The following is a 15,119-nucleotide window of genomic DNA, read 5'->3' on the forward strand; positions in this document are numbered from 1 at the left end:
GATGTGCCCCCGCGCGGCGCTGTCGGCGTGTGTCGGCCGTCACTACAATCGTTGACACGCTCGACCGGAATCCGGGCGAACCGAAGCGCGGCCTTCACGATCGCGCCAGCGAGCCGCGCCGTGCCGCGCGGCTTACCTCTCTCGACGAACAGGACTACTGAACATGAACGCACCCATCCGCAACGTCCGGCCGGTTACCGCCCGCCTGGGCAACGAATCTTCGGGCGAGCTCGTTTCGTCCCGCTACGCGGTGCGCATCGGCGACGTCGATGTCGTGCTGATCAGCGACGGCGTGCTGCCGCTGCCGACTTCCACCATGTCCACCAACGTGAGCGAAGCGGACCGCAACGCGTGGTTCGACGGCCGTTTCCTGCAACGCGACATGTTCGACTGGGCGCTCAACATCGCGCTCGTGCGCAGCGGCGATCGCCTGATCCTGATCGATTCGGGCGTGGGCGACGGTTTCGAATACTTCACGCGCGCCGGGCGCTCGGTGATGCGTCTGGAATCGGCCGGCATCGATCTGGCCGCGATCACCGATATCGTGATCACGCACATGCACATGGATCACGTCGGCGGGCTGAACGTCGACGGCGTCAAGGCGAAGCTGCGCCCCGACGTACGCATTCACGTGTCGGCCGCGGAAGTGGCGTTCTGGAAGCATCCGGACTTCAGCAAGACGGTGATGCCGGAAACCGTTCCGCCCGCGCTGCGCAAGGCGGCAGCGAGGTTCATGGAGCTCTACGGCGAACACGTCGTGCAGTTCGATCGCACCGTGGAAGTCGCCGCGGGCGTGTCGGCGCGGGTGACGGGCGGGCATACGCCGGGGCACTGCGTGGTCGACATCGCATCGAACGGAGAAAAGCTGACGTTCGCGGGCGATGCGATTTTCGAAGTCAACTTCGACAATCCCGACTGGCAAAACGGCTTCGAACACGATCCCGAAGCGGCGGTCGACGTGCGTCTCGCGCTGTTCAACGAAGCCGCGGACACCGGCTCGATGCTGGCTGCCGCGCACGTCGCGTTCCCGTCCATCGGCCATGTTGCCCGGGACGGCGACGGTTTCCGGTTCGTCCCGGTCGTGTGGGATTACTGAGTGACGGGCGATAGCCGACGCGCGCCGTAGGCGATGCGACGACGGTTTTGCTGAACCGGACCTGCACCCGGACCGGCAAGAAAACACGCCGCCGCACTTGCATGCGGCGGCGTCGCCTCGCGCGCCGGAACGCGCATCAGGATCGCTGACAACTCACGCGACGGCCGAAATATTCCGCTCCGCTACCTCGTCCACCGCATCCTTCACGATCGCGACGATCTCGTCGGCTTCCGCACGCGTCATCACGAGCGGCGGCGCAAAGCCGAGAATGTCGCCGTGCGGCATCGCCCGCGCGATCACATCCCACACCTTCTCGCCTACGATCACGCCCCACGGCGGCGCATACGCACTCGTCAGCCCCTTCGCGACGGTAATCAGATCGGGCTTGATCCCCGACGTGCTGCGCGCCCGTCTTCCGGCTCATGCTTGGTCCGCTCGCCCACGCTCAAGCTTTTCCCCAAAGATCCGATAACCCGTGCGTCCAGCAAATATTTTGCCAACGAACAGCCATGGAGATCGGACGCACATGTTACTGAACAAAAAAAGCTTCGCCGCCCTAGCGCTCCTGATTTCCATCTCAGGCCATGCTAGCGATGCGACGCCCGAGATCGATAGTGAAAAACTGGGTGCGGTCAAGACCGTGACGGTCGTCTATCCCGGTAAAGCGGTGTACATCGCATTCGGGCCGTCTGGTCCCATTCACATCCCGATTCCAATTCCAGGTGCCGGCGTAGTCGGAGCGCTCGCAACGGGAGCCATCGCGGGCGCTGTCAACGCCGGGCTCAACAAGAGCGAAAACGACTCGCCGACGTCACTCAACGACCTCGTGACGGCCAAATTGGGCGACACTGGGTTGAACCGGCGCTTCACCGACAGTATCGAAACGGTTCTGCGAAACCATGGCTTCACCGTAAAGGAGGTTGATGCGTCATCGCCGGGCCTCCCCACGGTCAAACCGGACGAGCACCGCCTCTGGCAGGCAAGCGGCTCGCCCTATCAAGGAAGCGATGCCGTTCTGTACATTCGTGTCGGAACAGGCTATGTAACGCCCGGCGCTCGTCACGCGTACACGCGCAGAGTGATCGGCGACATTGTCATGTTCAAGAGCGACACATACGATGCCATTCTCCGACAACATGTCAGTTGGAAGCAGTCCAACGACCCATATAGCTATCCGTCGATCGAATCGCTGGAAAGCGATCTTCAACATGCAATCGACGGCCTCAACGAAGGTCTGATGGCACAGGTTGATCCGTTCAACAAGTTGTTCGACTCGCTTCAGCGCTAAGGAACATCGAAGCGTTCGCACAAGAAAAAATGCCCGCACTGGCATTCATGGATAGTGATGCAGATAGGAGCTGGATGACCGGCGGGGATCAATAGTGAAGAAAACATCCGCCGACTTGCTTCCTTTGCACGCTGATAGCCAGGCGGCTAGCCAAACTCGCGAACAGCCCCCAAAAACACGCCGCCGCACTTGCATGCGGCGGCGTCGCCTCGCGCGCCGGAACGCGCATCAGGATCGCTGACAACTCACGCGACGGCCGAAATATTCCGCTCCGCTACCTCGTCCACCGCATCCTTCACGATCGCGACGATCTCGTCGGCTTCCGCACGCGTCATCACGAGCGGCGGCGCAAAGCCGAGAATGTCGCCGTGCGGCATCGCCCGCGCGATCACGCCGCGCTGCAACGCCGCAGCCGACACCTGCGCGCCGATCTTCAGCGCGGGATCGAACGGCGTACGTGCGTCCTTGTCGGCCATGAACTCGAGCGCGGCCAGCATCCCGACGCTGCGCACTTCGCCGACGAGCGCATGCGCGCCGAATGCATCGCGCAGCTTCGCGCCGAAATACGCGCCGACCTCGGCCGCGTTGCCGACCAGGTTCTCACGCTCCAGAATCGCGAGATTCGCAAGCGCCGCGGCCGCGCATACCGGATGGCCCGAATACGTCCAGCCGTGCCCCATCGGCCCGTGTTCCTGCGAGCCGCGCGCGATCACGTCCCACACCTTCTCGCCGACGATCACGCCCGACAACGGCGCATACGCGCTCGTCAGCCCCTTCGCGACGGTAATCAGGTCGGGCTCGATCCCGAAGTGCTGCGCGCCCATCTTCGAGCCGAGACGCCCGAACCCGCACACGACTTCATCGGAAATCAGCAGGATGTCGTGCTTGCGCAGCACGGCCTGGATCGCGGGCCAGTAGCCGGCCGGCGGTTCGATGATGCCGCCCGTGCCCATCACCGGCTCCGCGATGAACGCGGCGACCGTGTCGGCGCCCTCGCGCGCGATCAGCTTCTCGAGTTCGTCGACGCAGTACGCGACGAACTGCGCTTCGTTCATGCCGGCCGGCGCCTTGCGGTACCAGTGCGGACACACCGTATGCTTCACGCGGTCGATCGGCAGGTCGAAATGCTGGTGGAAGCTCGGCAGGCCCGTGAGGCTGCCCGTCACGATGCCCGAGCCGTGATAGCCGCGCTCGCGCGAGATGATCTTCTTCTTGTTCGGGCGGCCGAGCACGTTGTTGTAATACCAGACGATCTTGACCTGCGTCTCGTTCGCGTCGGAACCCGACATCCCGTAGTAGACCTTCTTCATCCCCGCCGGCGACCAGTCGATGATGCGCGACGACAGCTCGATGATCGCGTCCGACGCGTGGCCGACGTACGTGTGGTAATAGGCGAGCTGCTTCGCCTGTTCGTGCATCGCGTCGGCCACTTCGGTGCGGCCGTAGCCGATGTTCACGCAGTAGAGGCCGGCGAACGCGTCGATATAGCGCTTGCCCTGGTGATCCTCGATGCGGATGCCTTCGCCGCCGCGCACGATCTTGCCCGGCAGCGCGCCGGTCTCGTGGTCGTACGCGTGCGTCGACGGGTGCATGAAGTGGGCGCGGTCCTCGCGCAGCAGTGCGTCGATCGATTGTTTCATGATGGGTTCCTTTGAATGGGTCAGGCCGTCGCCGTAACGGGCAGGCCGAGATTGCCGAGGCAGAAGTACTTGGTTTCAGTGAACGGTTCGAAGCCTTCGGCGCCGCCTTCGCGCCCGAGGCCCGACGCCTTCATCCCGCCGAACGGGATCGGCGCGCCGGTGAATTTCACGCCGTTGACTGACACCATCGCGAAATCGAGCCGCCGCACGAGCTGGAAGATCGTGTCGACGCGCGTCGCGCATACGTAGGCAGCGAGGCCGTATTCGGTGTCGTTGGCCGTTTCGATTGCCTCGTCGAGCGTGTCGAACGCGCCGACGGCCGAGATCGGCGCGAAGTTTTCCTCGTCGACCACGCGCATGCCGGGTGCGGCATCCGCGATCACGGTCGGCTCGTAGAACCAGCCGCCGAGCGCATGCGGCCGGCCGCCCGCGACGATGCGCGCACCGCGCGCCCGCGCATCCTCGACGCGCGCCACGGTCGCGTCGAACGCGGCCTGATGCATCAGCGGGCCGACGTCGACGCCCTGCTCGAACGCGGGCCCCGTCTTCAGCGCGCGCACCGCGTTCGCATACCGTTCGACGAACGCGTCGTACAGCGGGCGCGCGACGAGAATCCGGTTCGCCGCGCAGCAGTCCTGGCCGGAGGTCTGGAACTTCGCGCCGACGGCGATCGGCACCGCCTGGTCGAGATCCGCGTCCTCGGTCACGATGAACGGCGCGTTGCCGCCCAGTTCGAGCGCGATCTTGCGAATGCCGGCCTTCGCGGCGGCTTCGGTCACGAGCCGCCCGACGCGCGTCGAGCCGGTGAAGCTCACCGCACGCACGCGCGCGTCGCCGACCAGCGTTTCCATCGCCATCTGCGGCTCGCCTAGCACGACGTTGAACACGCCGGCCGGGAAGCCGGCCTCGTCGGCGAGCTGCGCGAGCGCGAGCGCCGAGAACGGCGTTTCGTGCGCGGGCTTCACGACCACGGTGCAACCGACCGCGATCGCGGCCGCCGCCTTGCGCGTGATCATCGCGGCCGGGAAATTCCACGGCGTGATCAGCGCCGCGACGCCGACCGGCTCCATCACGGTGCCGAGATGCGCACCGTCGATATGCGTCGGAATCGTGCGGCCCGCGACGCGTTTGGCCTCGTTCGCGAACCATTCGACGAAGCTCGCCGCATAGCGGATCTCGCCGCGCGCTTCGGCCAGCGGCTTGCCCTGTTCCAGCGACAGCAGCGCGGCCAGATCGTCGACGTGACGCAGGATCAGCGCATGCCAGCGCAGCAATGTCGCGCTGCGCGCCGCTTGCGATGTCCAGCGCCAGGTGCCGTACGCGCGCTGCGCGGCATCGACGGCCGCGACGATCTGCGCGCGTTCGAGCATCGGCACGTGACCGATCACGGCCTGATCGGCCGGATTCACGACGGCGACCGTCGCGGCACTGTCGCTGTGGATCCAGCGACCGTCGACGTAGCAGGTCGACTTGAACAGAACGGGGTGTCCGGGCAGCATGCTGCGTCTCCTCGTTGGTGGGCACGGACTTCATTGTGTCGCGCCGGCGCATGCGGAAATTTCGGTTTGCACGACTGGAAATGCCGGTTTTTTCCGTATTGCCGCGCGCCGGCGCGAACTTTCACAACCAGTCCGGCACGCCGCCGGAGGTGCACTTCACGACCTTCGTCACGATGTACGTGAAGTAGCGCTCGATGCCAAGATCTTCCATCAGCAACGCATCGATGAAGCGCTGGTAATGGTCGATGTCGCGCGCGACCACGTGCAGCACGTAGTCCACGCCGCCGCCGGTCGCGTAGCACTGCGCGACCTCGGGCGCCGCGGCCACGCGATCCTCGAAGCGTCGCATGTCGGGCGCGGTATGCCGCGACAGCGTGACCTCGACGACGATGCGGCTGCCGGAGCACGCGCCGATCCAGTCGACGTCCGCGCGATAGCCGCGGATCACGCCGCTTTCCTCGAGCTTGCGCACGCGCTCCCATGCCGGCGAAATCGACAGGTTCACGGCTTCCGCGAGTTTCGACTTCGTGATGCGCCCGTCGCGCTCGAGCAGGCGCAGGATCGCGAGGTCGTATCGGTCGAGCTTGATCACGTCGTGCGCGTCCTCATACGGCCACCGGAATGTTGCGCTCGACGATGTCGGCCACCACCGCGATCGTGTCGCCGGGCTGCACGATGCCGGGGAAGTGCCGGGCCGCGAGCAGCCCGCGCCGCCGTGCGACGTATTCGATCGGCGTGACGCCCGTGCGATCGATGTCGTGCACGCGCGCGAGCACGTCGCCGGCGTCGACCTCGGTGCCGAGATCGCGGCACATCTCGAGCAGCCCGCGATGCTCGCTCGTCGTGAAGCACGAACCGTCCGGCATGTCGAGCAGCGTCGTCGTACGCGGCGCGTTGCCGTCGATCACGTCCTTCGCGATCACGCCCGCATGCGCGAGGAACCCATACACGCCGCGCTCGGCGATCGCGACGCTCGCTGCCGTCGACGTGCCGCCGCCGCCCAGCTCGGTCGACACGAATACCTTGCCGGCCTCCTCGGCCGCGCTGTCGTAGAGGCCGACGCTGTCGAGTTCCAGCATGCGCATCGAATACGGCGCGCCGAACGCGCGCATCGCGCGCTCGCACCGCGCTTCCTGATCGCGGTCCGCCAGCACGTGAATCGCCGCGAACGGCACGAAGTCGAGCGTGCGGCCGCCCGCGTGAATGTCGAGCACGTGCGTCGCGAGCGGCAGCAGGTGACGCTGAAAGTAATCGGCGATCTTCTCGGTCGCGGTGCCGTCCGGCCGGCCGGGGAAGCTGCGGTTCAGGTTGCCCGCATCGATCGGCGACGTGCGGCAACCGGCGCGAAACGCCGGGTAGTTCATGAACGGCACGACGATCACGCGGCCGGTCACGTCGGCCGCCTTCAGCGAGCCGGCCAGCTTCGACAGCGCGACCGGCCCCTCGTATTCGTCGCCGTGATTGCCGCCGGTCAGCAACACCGTCGGCCCGTCGCCGCGCTTCACGACGGTCACCGGAATCATGATCGCGCCCCACGCGGAATCGTCGCGCGAGTAAGGCAGCTTCAGGAAGCCGTGCTGTTCGCCGTCCGCGTCGAAATCGACGGTCGGCGTAATCGGGGAAGCACGCATCGCCCTACTCCTTCACGAACAGCTTGCGCGGCACGTTGCAGAACGTCTCGACGCCGGTCTCGGTGATCAAGATGCTTTCCGTGATCTCCAGCCCCCAGTCGTCGAGCCACAGCCCCGGCATGAAATGGAACGTCATGCCGGGTTCGAGCACCGTCCGGTCGCCCGGACGCAGGCTCATCGTGCGCTCGCCCCAGTCGGGCGGATAGCTCGCGCCGATCGGATAGCCGCAGCGGCTGTCCTTCTCGATGCCCGCACGGCGCAGCACCGCGAAGAACGCATTCGCGACGTCCTCGCACACGTTGCCCGGCTTCGCGGCCGCGAGCCCGGCCTCGATCCCTTCGACCACCGCGCGCTCGCCTTCGATGAAGTGCGCGGGCGGCTTGCCGAGGTAGACCGTGCGCGACAGCGGGCAGTGATAGCGGCGGTAGCAACCGGCGATCTCGAAGAACGTGCCGGCACCGCGCGCGAACGTCGAATCGTCCCACGTCAGGTGCGGCGCGGCGGCATCCGCGCCGGTCGGCAGCAGCGGCACGATCGCCGGATAGTCGCCGCCGAAGCCCTCCGCGCCGCCGATGCCGGTCGCATAGATCTGCGCGACCAGGTCGCTTTTCTTCATGCCGGGCTCGATCGTCTCGACGATGTGCGCGTGCATCCGCTCGACGATGCGCGCGGCCACGCGCATGTACTCGATCTCGCGCGGCGACTTCACCGCGCGCTGCCAGTTCACGAGCGCGGTCGCATCGACCCAGCGCGCGGCCGGCAGATGCCGCTGCAGCGACGCGTACGCCGCCGCGCTGAAGTAGTAGTTGTCGAGCTCGACGCCGATGCGCAGCGTGCTCCAGCCGCGCGCAGCGATCACTTCGGCGGACAGGTAGTCCATCGGATGACGGGCCGTCGACTGCACGTAATGATCGGGATACCCGACGATGTTTTCGTGCGCCATGAACGCGGTGCGCTTCGCGCCGTTCGCGTCCTGGCCGCGGCCGAACCACACGGGTTCGCCGTCCAGCGCCAGGAGCACGCATTGGTGCACGTAGAACGACCAGCCGTCATAGCCGGTGAGCCAGCCCATGTTGGTCGGGTCGGTGACGATCAGCAGGTCGATGCCGGCCCGCTCCATCGCCGCGCGCGTCTTCGCGATCCGCGCAGCGTATTCGCTGCGATCGAACGCGAGACGCGGCGCGGCTTCGTAGGTTTCGATGACTGCGGCCATCTGTCTCCTCTCAGGTCGTGAGGTCGTTGTGGAAAATCGTGCCGACTTCCGCCGCGCGGGCGCGTTGCAGCGCAAGCACGGCAATGGCGGTGTCCTGCGCGCCGGTGCCGGTCAGATCGCAGATCGTGATGTCGTCGCGATGCGTGCGGCCGTCGCGGCGGCCGGCGATCACTTCGCCGAGTTCGGGGAACACGGCATCGGCCGGCACCACGCCGGCCGCGATCGCATGCGCGAGTTCGCCGGCCACGCGGGTCTGCTGCAACCGGTCGCAGAAGTAGTGCGCGGCGCCGAACACCGACGGCGCGAGTTCGGTCTTGTAGTCGGCGTCCGAACCCATCGCCGTCACGTGCAGCCCGGGATGCAGATCCTCCGCGTGCACGAGCGGCGCGCGGCTCGGCGTGGTCGTCACCGCGATGTCGGCGTCGGCGAGCGCCGCGTGCACCGAGCGCGCGACGATCGCGTCGATCCCGTATGCGGCGCGCACGTCGGCCGCGAATCGCGTGGCACGCTCGGCATCGCGCGCCCACACCGTCACATGCGTGATGTCGCGCACGAGCATCAGCGCGTCGAGCTGCAGCCGGGCCTGCTCGCCCGCGCCGACGATCGCCGCGCGGCGCGCATCGGCGCGCGCGAGCCGGCGCGCGGCCACGGCGCCGGCCGCCGCGGTGCGCACGGCCGTCAGGTAGCCGTTGTCGAGCAGCACGGCCTCGGTCAGGCCGGTGCGCGCGGACAGCACGAGCATCAACCCGTTCAGGCTCGGCAGCCCGAGCGACGGGTTGTCGAAGAAGCCGGGGCTGACCTTGATCGCGAAGCTGTCGAAGCGTGGCAGGTAAGCGGTCTTGACGTCCACTTCGGCATGGCGCTCCGGCAGCGGGAGATTCAGGATCGGCGGCATCACGACGGCGTCGGTCGCCAGCGACGCGAACGCGGCCTCGATCTGGTCAATCGCGGCCAGATCGAGCGGCACCAGCGCGCGCAGTTGCGCCTGGCCGAGCAACGTGACGGGACGGGTCATGTCAGTTCTCCGAAACGAGCCGGCGATGCGCGGCCATGTCGATGTTCGCGCCGCTCACGACGACCACGATCGGGCCGCCGCGATCGCGGCGCGCGATCCGTTCATCCAGCAACGCGGCGAGGCCGACCGCGCCGGCGCCTTCGACGACGAGCCGTTCTTCCCGATACGCATGCGCGATGCCGCGCGCGATCGACGGCTCGTCGAGCAGCACGACGTCGTCGGCCAGCGCGCGCGTCATGTCGAACGTGTAGCGGTTGTCGAGGCCGATGCCGCCGCCGAGCGAATCGGCCAGCGTCGGCTGCTCGGCGACGTCGACCGGGCGGCCGGCCGCGAGGCTCGCATGCATCGCGGCGCCGCGCGCCATCGATACGCCGATCGCCTCGACCGCCGGCCGGATCGCCTTCGCGGCAAACGCGACCCCGCTGAACAGGCCGCCGCCCGACAGCGGCACGACGAGCGTCGCCGTATCGGGCAGCGCCTCGAGAATCTCGACGCCGATCGTCGCCTGGCCCGCGATGATGCGCGGATCGTCGAACGGCGGCACGTACGCATAGCCTTCGTCGCATACCAGGCGCCTTGCTTCGGCCTGCGCGTCGTCCTGGCTGTCGCCGACGATCACCACGCGCGCGCCGAGCGCCGCGACCGCATCGACCTTGTTGGCCGGCACGAGCGACGACATGCAGACGGCCGCGTCGATGCCGAGCGCGCGCGCCGCGTACGCGAGCGCGCGACCGTGATTGCCCGTCGACGCGGTGACCACGCGCGTCACGCGCTGCGCCGCGAGTTCCGCGAGCACGTTGGTCGCGCCGCGCAGCTTGAAGCTGCCGGTCGGCTGCAGCGTTTCGAGCTTCAGGTAGACCGGTGCGCCAACGCGCGCGGACAGCGCGGCGGATGCAACGAGCGGCGTACCATCTGCGCGCCCGGCGAGGCGGCGGCGCGCGCGGTAGACGTCGGACAGCGACAGGAAGGACATGGAACGCACGCCTCGCGACGAATGTGATGCGATCCAGTCTAATGTTCCAAATCGCGCTTTCGAATGTCCTGATACATTGCGCGCGACGTTGCGGCGCCGCCGCCGGTTCAGTGGAAATCGTTCAGGTGCGGATACTGCTCGAACACGCCCGCGATCGTCTCGAGCGCAGCGTTGCACGCGGCATCGGTGGTTTCGGCGCCGATGCACACGCGCACCGCGTTCGGCCGCTCCGTGCCGCCAACCAGAAACGGATCGGGCGACGTCACCGCGATCTTGCGCGTGCGCAATTCGCGCACGATCCGCTCGGCCTGCCAGTAGTCGGGCACGCGCAGCCATGCCGAAACCGCATTGGGATGCGCGCCCAGCACATACGGCCCCAGCGCGGCCCTCACCATCGCCTGACGCACGGCGAGCCGCTGGCGCTGCAGTTCGACGAGCCGCCGCGCGGTGCCGTCGGCGATCCAGCGCGTCGCGATTTCCGCGATCGGCGACGTCGCCATCCAGCTGCTCACGCGCAGCACGCTCTCGACGCGCAACGCGAGCCGCCGCGGCATCGCGAGATAGCCGGTGCGTAAGCCCGTCAGCACCGATTTCGTCATGCTCGTGCAGTAGAAGCCGAGCTCCGGAATCAGGCTGGCGATCGGCGTGGCCGTCTTCTCGGGCAGCGGACCATACACGTCGTCCTCGATCACGTACACGCCGTAGCGCGTCGCGATGCGCGCGATCGACCGCCGCCGCGACTCGGTCATCATCGACACGGTCGGGTTATTGAGGGTCGGCGTGCAGACGAGCGCGCTGATCCGCTCGCCGTCGCACATCTCCTCGAAATGTTCGGGACGGATGCCGTGCTCGTCCATCTCGAGCCCTTTCAGCGTAAAGCCGAGCACGTTCGCGGAGCCGATCACGCCGTGATCGGTCAGGCTCTCGCACAACACGGTATCGCCCGGCCCGACGATCGACGCGAGCGCGAGAAAGATCCCGTGCGCCGCGCCGTTCGTAACCAGCAGCGATTCGCGGTGCACGGGCATGTTCAGCGACGCGAGCCACGCGGCGCCGGCGTCGCGATGCGCATCGAGGCCGGCGATCGGCCGGAACGACCGGATCCACGGCTGATCGTCGGCGCCCGCCAGCGCCGCGCACACGCTGCGCCACGCGGCATCGTGCTCCGGCGTGTGGACGATGCGGGCGATCGAGAAGTCGACCAGTTCGCGCTCGGTCGTATCGAGGATGTAGTTCGACATCGATTCGGTCACGCGCGCGGCCACGAAGCTGCCGCGGCCGACCTCGCAGCGGATCAGCCCCTGGCGCTCCAGCTCCTTGTACGCGTTGGTGACGGTCTGCACGCTGACGCCGAGGCTCGATGCGACGTCGCGCTGCGGCGCGAGCCGTGCGCCCGGCGCGAGCGCGCCGGTCTCGATGTCGCCGGCGATCGCCTTCACGAGCCGCTTGTATTTCGACTCGATGCCGTGCACGGCGCCGATCGCGTCGCGCCAGCCTGCCGATACCTCGGTCCGTCCCATCTCGATGTCTCCGTCATGGCTTCCGCATGGTCGCTCAGAAAGACACCCTGAAAATATTGTCCTAGTGCAATCGCGCGCGAAAGCAGGACGTTGCGGGTCGAAACGGGCCGCGCAAGCGGCGTGCCCGGCATGCGTACGCGCCCGGCTCTTCAATTGATCGGACGAATGTCGGGGCGGCGGCGCGGAATGCGGCACGCGCGGGCGTACTTCGTGTTGCCGGACAGTTCTCGTTCCGACTATTCGATATGGTCGCCGCGCCGGACATGCGGGTTCGCGGTCGCCAGCCTTGCTTGACCACGGCCGGCACGCCGCCTGGATTGCTTCAGGTAGGCCGGCCGTGCCGCCTGCGATGTGTCATCCGGTTGGCAAATACGATAGTTTGCTATCGAATCTTTTTGCCCCTATCATCTCGCCCATGACCAATCTGCACGATCTCCGCCTCGCCGTCAGCAGCCTGCTCGTGCTCACCGCGCGCAAGTGGCGCCGCACCAGCGACGGCGTGCTGACCGCGTACAACGTGTCCGAGGCCTGCGCGACGCCGCTCCTGATCGCCGGGCGCCTCGGCGAAGGCGTGCGGCAAGGTACGCTCGCCGAACACGTCGGCATCGAAGGGCCGTCGCTCGTGCGCCTGCTCGACCAGCTGTGCGCGGCCGGCCTCGCGCGCCGCGACGAGGATCCGCACGACCGCCGCGCGAAGACGATCTCGCTGACGGCCGCCGGCCGCGCAGTCACCGCGAAGATGGAGGAAGACCTGCGCGCGCTGCGTGCACAGGTGCTCAAAGGCGTGTCGCGCGCCGATCTCGAAGCCACGCTGCGCGTACTGAACGCATTCAACGCAGCCGACGCGCCCCCTGGGGCTTCGCCCCCGTCCCACTCCGCCGATTCCGCGTCATGACCTATCCGAGCCTCCGCGACTGGCTGTTCTCGGGCAAGACGTTCGCCGCATCGATGCTGGCGCTGTACCTCGGCCTGTATTTCCAGTTGCCGCGCCCGTACTGGGCGATGGCGAGCGTGTACATCGTGTCGAACCCATTCGTCGGCGCGACGCGCTCGAAAGCGCTGTACCGCGCGCTCGGCACCGCGCTCGGCGCGGCCGCCGCGATCTTCTTCGTGCCGCCGTTCGTCGAGACGCCGCTCCTGTTCAGCATCATCGTCGCGACCTGGTGCGGCACGCTGCTGTACCTGGCGATCTCCGATCGCACCGCGCGCAGCTACGTCTTCATGCTCGCCGGCTATACGATGCCGCTGGTCGCGCTGCCGACCGTCACCGACCCGTCCACGATATTCGACGTCGCGATCGCGCGCACCGAGGAAATCGTGCTCGGCATCGTCTGCGCGAGCGTGGTCGGCAGCACCGTGTTTCCGAACCGGCTCGCGCCGACGCTGATCGAGCGCACCGACGCGTGGTTCAAGGACGCCGCGTTCTACGGCCGCGAAACGCTGTCCGGGCATCTGGCCGGCAAGGCGCTGTCCGCGTGCCGGCAGCGGCTCGCCGCGACCATAACCGGCCTCGAGTTCCTGCTGAGCCAGCTGGGCTACGACCATGCGCATCCGCGCCTGCTCGCGCGGGCGCAGGCGCTCGCGGGCCGGATGCAGTTGTTCCTGCCGCTGATGTCGTCGCTCGCCGATCCGCTGGTCGCGCTGATGCGCGACCTGCACGTGCGCCCGCCCGCGCTCGACGCGCTGCTGGCCGACGCCGCGAAGTGGTTCGACGCGCCGCTGCCGGCCGTGAAGACCGGCACCGACGGCGACATGGCGCACGATCCGGTCGCGGACGACCTGCGCGCGCGCATCGCCGCGCTGCAGCCGCCCGCCAGCGCGCTGGCGAGCTGGGACGGCGCGCTGCTGTCGAATGCGCTGTGGCGGCTGCGCCAGGTCATCGACATCTGGCAGGACTGCCGCTCGCTGCGTGCGCTGATCGCGAACGAGTCGGGCGTGTGGCAGCCGCGCTACCGGCACTGGCGGCTCGGCGGCACCGAGCGCTTCTTCGATCGCGGGATGATGCTGTTCTCGACGCTGACCGTCGTGTTCGCGATCGTGTTCGCGTGCTGGCTGTGGATCTCGTCCGGCTGGCACGACGGCGCAGCCGCCGTCACGCTCGTGGCCGTGTCGTGCAGTTTCTTCGCCGCGCTCGACGAGCCGGCGCCGCTGGTGTTCAAGTTCTTCCTGTCGACCGCCGCGAGCGTCGTGTTCGCCGGCCTGTACCTGTTCGTCGTGCTGCCGCACGTGCACGATTTCGCGATGCTCGTGCTGATGTTCGCGGGCCCGTTCATCCTGATCGGCACGCTGCTGCCACGCCCGCAGTTCAACATGGTGACGATGCTCGTCGCCGTGAACACGGCTACCTTCATCAGCATCCAGAGCGCGTACGAAGCCGATTTCTTCGTGTTCCTGAACAGCAACCTCGCGGGCGTCGCCGGGCTGCTGTTCGCGTACGTGTGGACGCGCGCGACGCGCCCGTTCGGCGCGGAACTCGCGGTGCGGCGCCTGCTGCGCTCGGGCTGGGAGGACGTCGCGCGCTCCGCGTCGACGCAGCCGCTCGACGACCAGCGCAACCACGCGTCGCGGATGCTCGATCGCGTCACGCAACTGCTGCCGCGCCTCGGCGCGTCCGACGATCACCGCCACCCGTCGATCGAAAGCTTCCGCGACCTGCGCATCGCGCTGAACGCGCTCGACCTGCGCCGCTCGCGCCGCCGGCTGTCGGGCGACGTACCCGACGCGATCGATCGCGTGCTGGCCGGCGTCACCGATCACTACGCGCGCTGCGCGGCCGCGAACGCGCGCCAGCCCGTGCCGCCCGCGCTGCTCGCGACGATCGACGACGCGCTGCGGCGTGTGGCCGGCAGCACCCTGCCGGGCGCCGCCTCGCCCGCCGTACCAGCCGCGCACCGCCGGCTGCGCGACACGCTGCACGCGCTCGTCGGGCTGCGCCTGTCGCTGTATCCGGCCGCGACCGCACAACCGCCGCAGGCGCCGGACGGAGCGCACGCATGAACCGGCTTTCCACCCTGTCCTTCCGAGCGCGATCATGATCGGCGAAATCGATATCTTCGGCGTGTTCGTGCCGGCCCCGCTCGTGCTGATGCTGATCGCCTACCTGATCAACATCGTCGTGCGCGCGGTGCTCGAGCGCGTCGGCTTCTACCGCCTCGTCTGGCACCGTTCGATCTTCGACCTCGGCATCTACGTGTTCGTGCTGGCCGCCGTCGTGATCGTGTCCCACCAACTCGTGGCTACCTAA

The 15,119-nt window shown here is 67.7% G+C and carries 13 protein-coding genes and 1 pseudogene; 5 read left to right on the top strand and 9 right to left on the bottom strand.

Translation table 11 applies throughout. The features are described from left to right. Positions 1–163: 163 nt before the first annotated feature. The gene (locus KPB06_RS10715) at positions 164–1,096 is read left to right on the top strand and encodes an MBL fold metallo-hydrolase (protein ID WP_059579484.1); all 933 of its coding nucleotides are present in this window, start codon (positions 164–166) and stop codon (positions 1,094–1,096) included. A gap of 153 nt (positions 1,097–1,249) precedes the next feature. Here KPB06_RS10715 and KPB06_RS10720 read toward each other — a convergent pair. Continuing rightward, positions 1,250–1,520, bottom strand: a pseudogene (locus KPB06_RS10720) (hypothetical protein); the annotation flags it as partial. A 102-nt stretch (positions 1,521–1,622) separates the two neighbouring features. On the opposite strand from KPB06_RS10720, the gene KPB06_RS10725 reads away from it, so the two are divergent. Beyond that, positions 1,623–2,384: a hypothetical protein gene (locus KPB06_RS10725; protein ID WP_059579487.1), complete on the top strand. Its 762-nt coding sequence runs from the start codon at positions 1,623–1,625 to the stop codon at positions 2,382–2,384. 245 nt (positions 2,385–2,629) lie between these two features. On the opposite strand, the gene KPB06_RS10730 is transcribed toward KPB06_RS10725, so the two are convergent. From KPB06_RS10730 to ehuR, 8 genes are all read right to left on the bottom strand, one after another. Continuing rightward, positions 2,630–4,024 (bottom strand): aspartate aminotransferase family protein, encoded by a 1,395-nt coding sequence (locus KPB06_RS10730; RefSeq protein WP_059579489.1) that lies wholly within the window; start codon positions 4,022–4,024, stop codon positions 2,630–2,632. 20 nt (positions 4,025–4,044) lie between these two features. After that, positions 4,045–5,523: an NAD-dependent succinate-semialdehyde dehydrogenase gene (locus KPB06_RS10735; protein WP_059579492.1), complete on the bottom strand. Its 1,479-nt coding sequence runs from the start codon at positions 5,521–5,523 to the stop codon at positions 4,045–4,047. Positions 5,524–5,644: 121 nt separating this feature from the next. Further along, complete coding sequence (locus KPB06_RS10740; RefSeq protein ID WP_059579495.1) at positions 5,645–6,115, bottom strand: Lrp/AsnC family transcriptional regulator; 471 nt, start codon at positions 6,113–6,115, stop codon at positions 5,645–5,647. A 13-nt stretch (positions 6,116–6,128) separates the two neighbouring features. Further along, positions 6,129–7,154 carry a N(2)-acetyl-L-2,4-diaminobutanoate deacetylase DoeB gene (doeB, locus tag KPB06_RS10745; RefSeq protein WP_059579499.1) on the bottom strand — a complete coding sequence of 342 codons (1,026 nt, stop codon included), beginning with the start codon at positions 7,152–7,154 and terminating at the stop codon, positions 6,129–6,131. Positions 7,155–7,158: 4 nt separating this feature from the next. Beyond that, a complete protein-coding gene (gene doeA / locus KPB06_RS10750) occupies positions 7,159–8,367 on the bottom strand; it encodes an ectoine hydrolase DoeA (RefSeq protein WP_059579502.1) in 1,209 nt (402 codons plus the stop codon). 10 nt (positions 8,368–8,377) lie between these two features. Beyond that, positions 8,378–9,382, bottom strand: coding sequence for a cyclodeaminase (locus tag KPB06_RS10755; RefSeq protein ID WP_059579503.1), 1,005 nt, complete (start codon positions 9,380–9,382; stop codon positions 8,378–8,380). Between the two features lies 1 nt (position 9,383). Next, a complete protein-coding gene (eutB, locus tag KPB06_RS10760) occupies positions 9,384–10,355 on the bottom strand; it encodes a hydroxyectoine utilization dehydratase EutB (RefSeq protein WP_059579506.1) in 972 nt (323 codons plus the stop codon). 107 nt (positions 10,356–10,462) lie between these two features. Beyond that, the gene (gene ehuR / locus KPB06_RS10765) at positions 10,463–11,875 is read right to left on the bottom strand and encodes a MocR-like ectoine utilization transcription factor EhuR (RefSeq protein ID WP_059579509.1); all 1,413 of its coding nucleotides are present in this window, start codon (positions 11,873–11,875) and stop codon (positions 10,463–10,465) included. Positions 11,876–12,290: 415 nt separating this feature from the next. Between ehuR and KPB06_RS10770 the strand changes: the two genes are divergently transcribed. From KPB06_RS10770 to KPB06_RS10780, 3 genes are read left to right on the top strand one after another with little or no spacing between them, the layout of a single operon-like run. Beyond that, entirely contained in the window at positions 12,291–12,770 is a 480-nt protein-coding gene (locus tag KPB06_RS10770) for a MarR family winged helix-turn-helix transcriptional regulator (protein WP_059579512.1), read from the top strand. Then, positions 12,767–14,872: an FUSC family protein gene (locus KPB06_RS10775; RefSeq protein WP_275920440.1), complete on the top strand. Its 2,106-nt coding sequence runs from the start codon at positions 12,767–12,769 to the stop codon at positions 14,870–14,872. The genes KPB06_RS10770 and KPB06_RS10775 overlap by 4 nt, the downstream gene beginning before the upstream one ends. A gap of 34 nt (positions 14,873–14,906) precedes the next feature. Next, the gene (locus KPB06_RS10780; protein ID WP_006481008.1) at positions 14,907–15,119 is read left to right on the top strand and encodes a DUF1656 domain-containing protein; all 213 of its coding nucleotides are present in this window, start codon (positions 14,907–14,909) and stop codon (positions 15,117–15,119) included.

This window comes from Burkholderia semiarida (assembly GCF_029268935.1).
Lineage (GTDB): Bacteria > Pseudomonadota > Gammaproteobacteria > Burkholderiales > Burkholderiaceae > Burkholderia > Burkholderia semiarida.

Excerpts from the sequence above, each read along its gene's own strand:
- KPB06_RS10735 (WP_059579492.1), bottom strand. The coding sequence starts at position 5,523 with ATGCTGCCCGGACACCCCGTTCTGTTCAAGTCGACCTGCTACGTCGAC.
- KPB06_RS10770 (WP_059579512.1), top strand. The coding sequence starts at position 12,291 with ATGACCAATCTGCACGATCTCCGCCTCGCCGTCAGCAGCCTGCTCGTG.
- ehuR (WP_059579509.1), bottom strand. The coding sequence starts at position 11,875 with ATGGGACGGACCGAGGTATCGGCAGGCTGGCGCGACGCGATCGGCGCC.
- eutB (WP_059579506.1), bottom strand. The coding sequence starts at position 10,355 with ATGTCCTTCCTGTCGCTGTCCGACGTCTACCGCGCGCGCCGCCGCCTC.
- doeB (WP_059579499.1), bottom strand. The coding sequence starts at position 7,154 with ATGCGTGCTTCCCCGATTACGCCGACCGTCGATTTCGACGCGGACGGC.
- KPB06_RS10730 (WP_059579489.1), bottom strand. The coding sequence starts at position 4,024 with ATGAAACAATCGATCGACGCACTGCTGCGCGAGGACCGCGCCCACTTC.
- KPB06_RS10780 (WP_006481008.1), top strand. The coding sequence starts at position 14,907 with ATGATCGGCGAAATCGATATCTTCGGCGTGTTCGTGCCGGCCCCGCTC.
- KPB06_RS10715 (WP_059579484.1), top strand. The coding sequence starts at position 164 with ATGAACGCACCCATCCGCAACGTCCGGCCGGTTACCGCCCGCCTGGGC.
- KPB06_RS10775 (WP_275920440.1), top strand. The coding sequence starts at position 12,767 with ATGACCTATCCGAGCCTCCGCGACTGGCTGTTCTCGGGCAAGACGTTC.
- KPB06_RS10725 (WP_059579487.1), top strand. The coding sequence starts at position 1,623 with ATGTTACTGAACAAAAAAAGCTTCGCCGCCCTAGCGCTCCTGATTTCC.
- doeA (WP_059579502.1), bottom strand. The coding sequence starts at position 8,367 with ATGGCCGCAGTCATCGAAACCTACGAAGCCGCGCCGCGTCTCGCGTTC.
- KPB06_RS10755 (WP_059579503.1), bottom strand. The coding sequence starts at position 9,382 with ATGACCCGTCCCGTCACGTTGCTCGGCCAGGCGCAACTGCGCGCGCTG.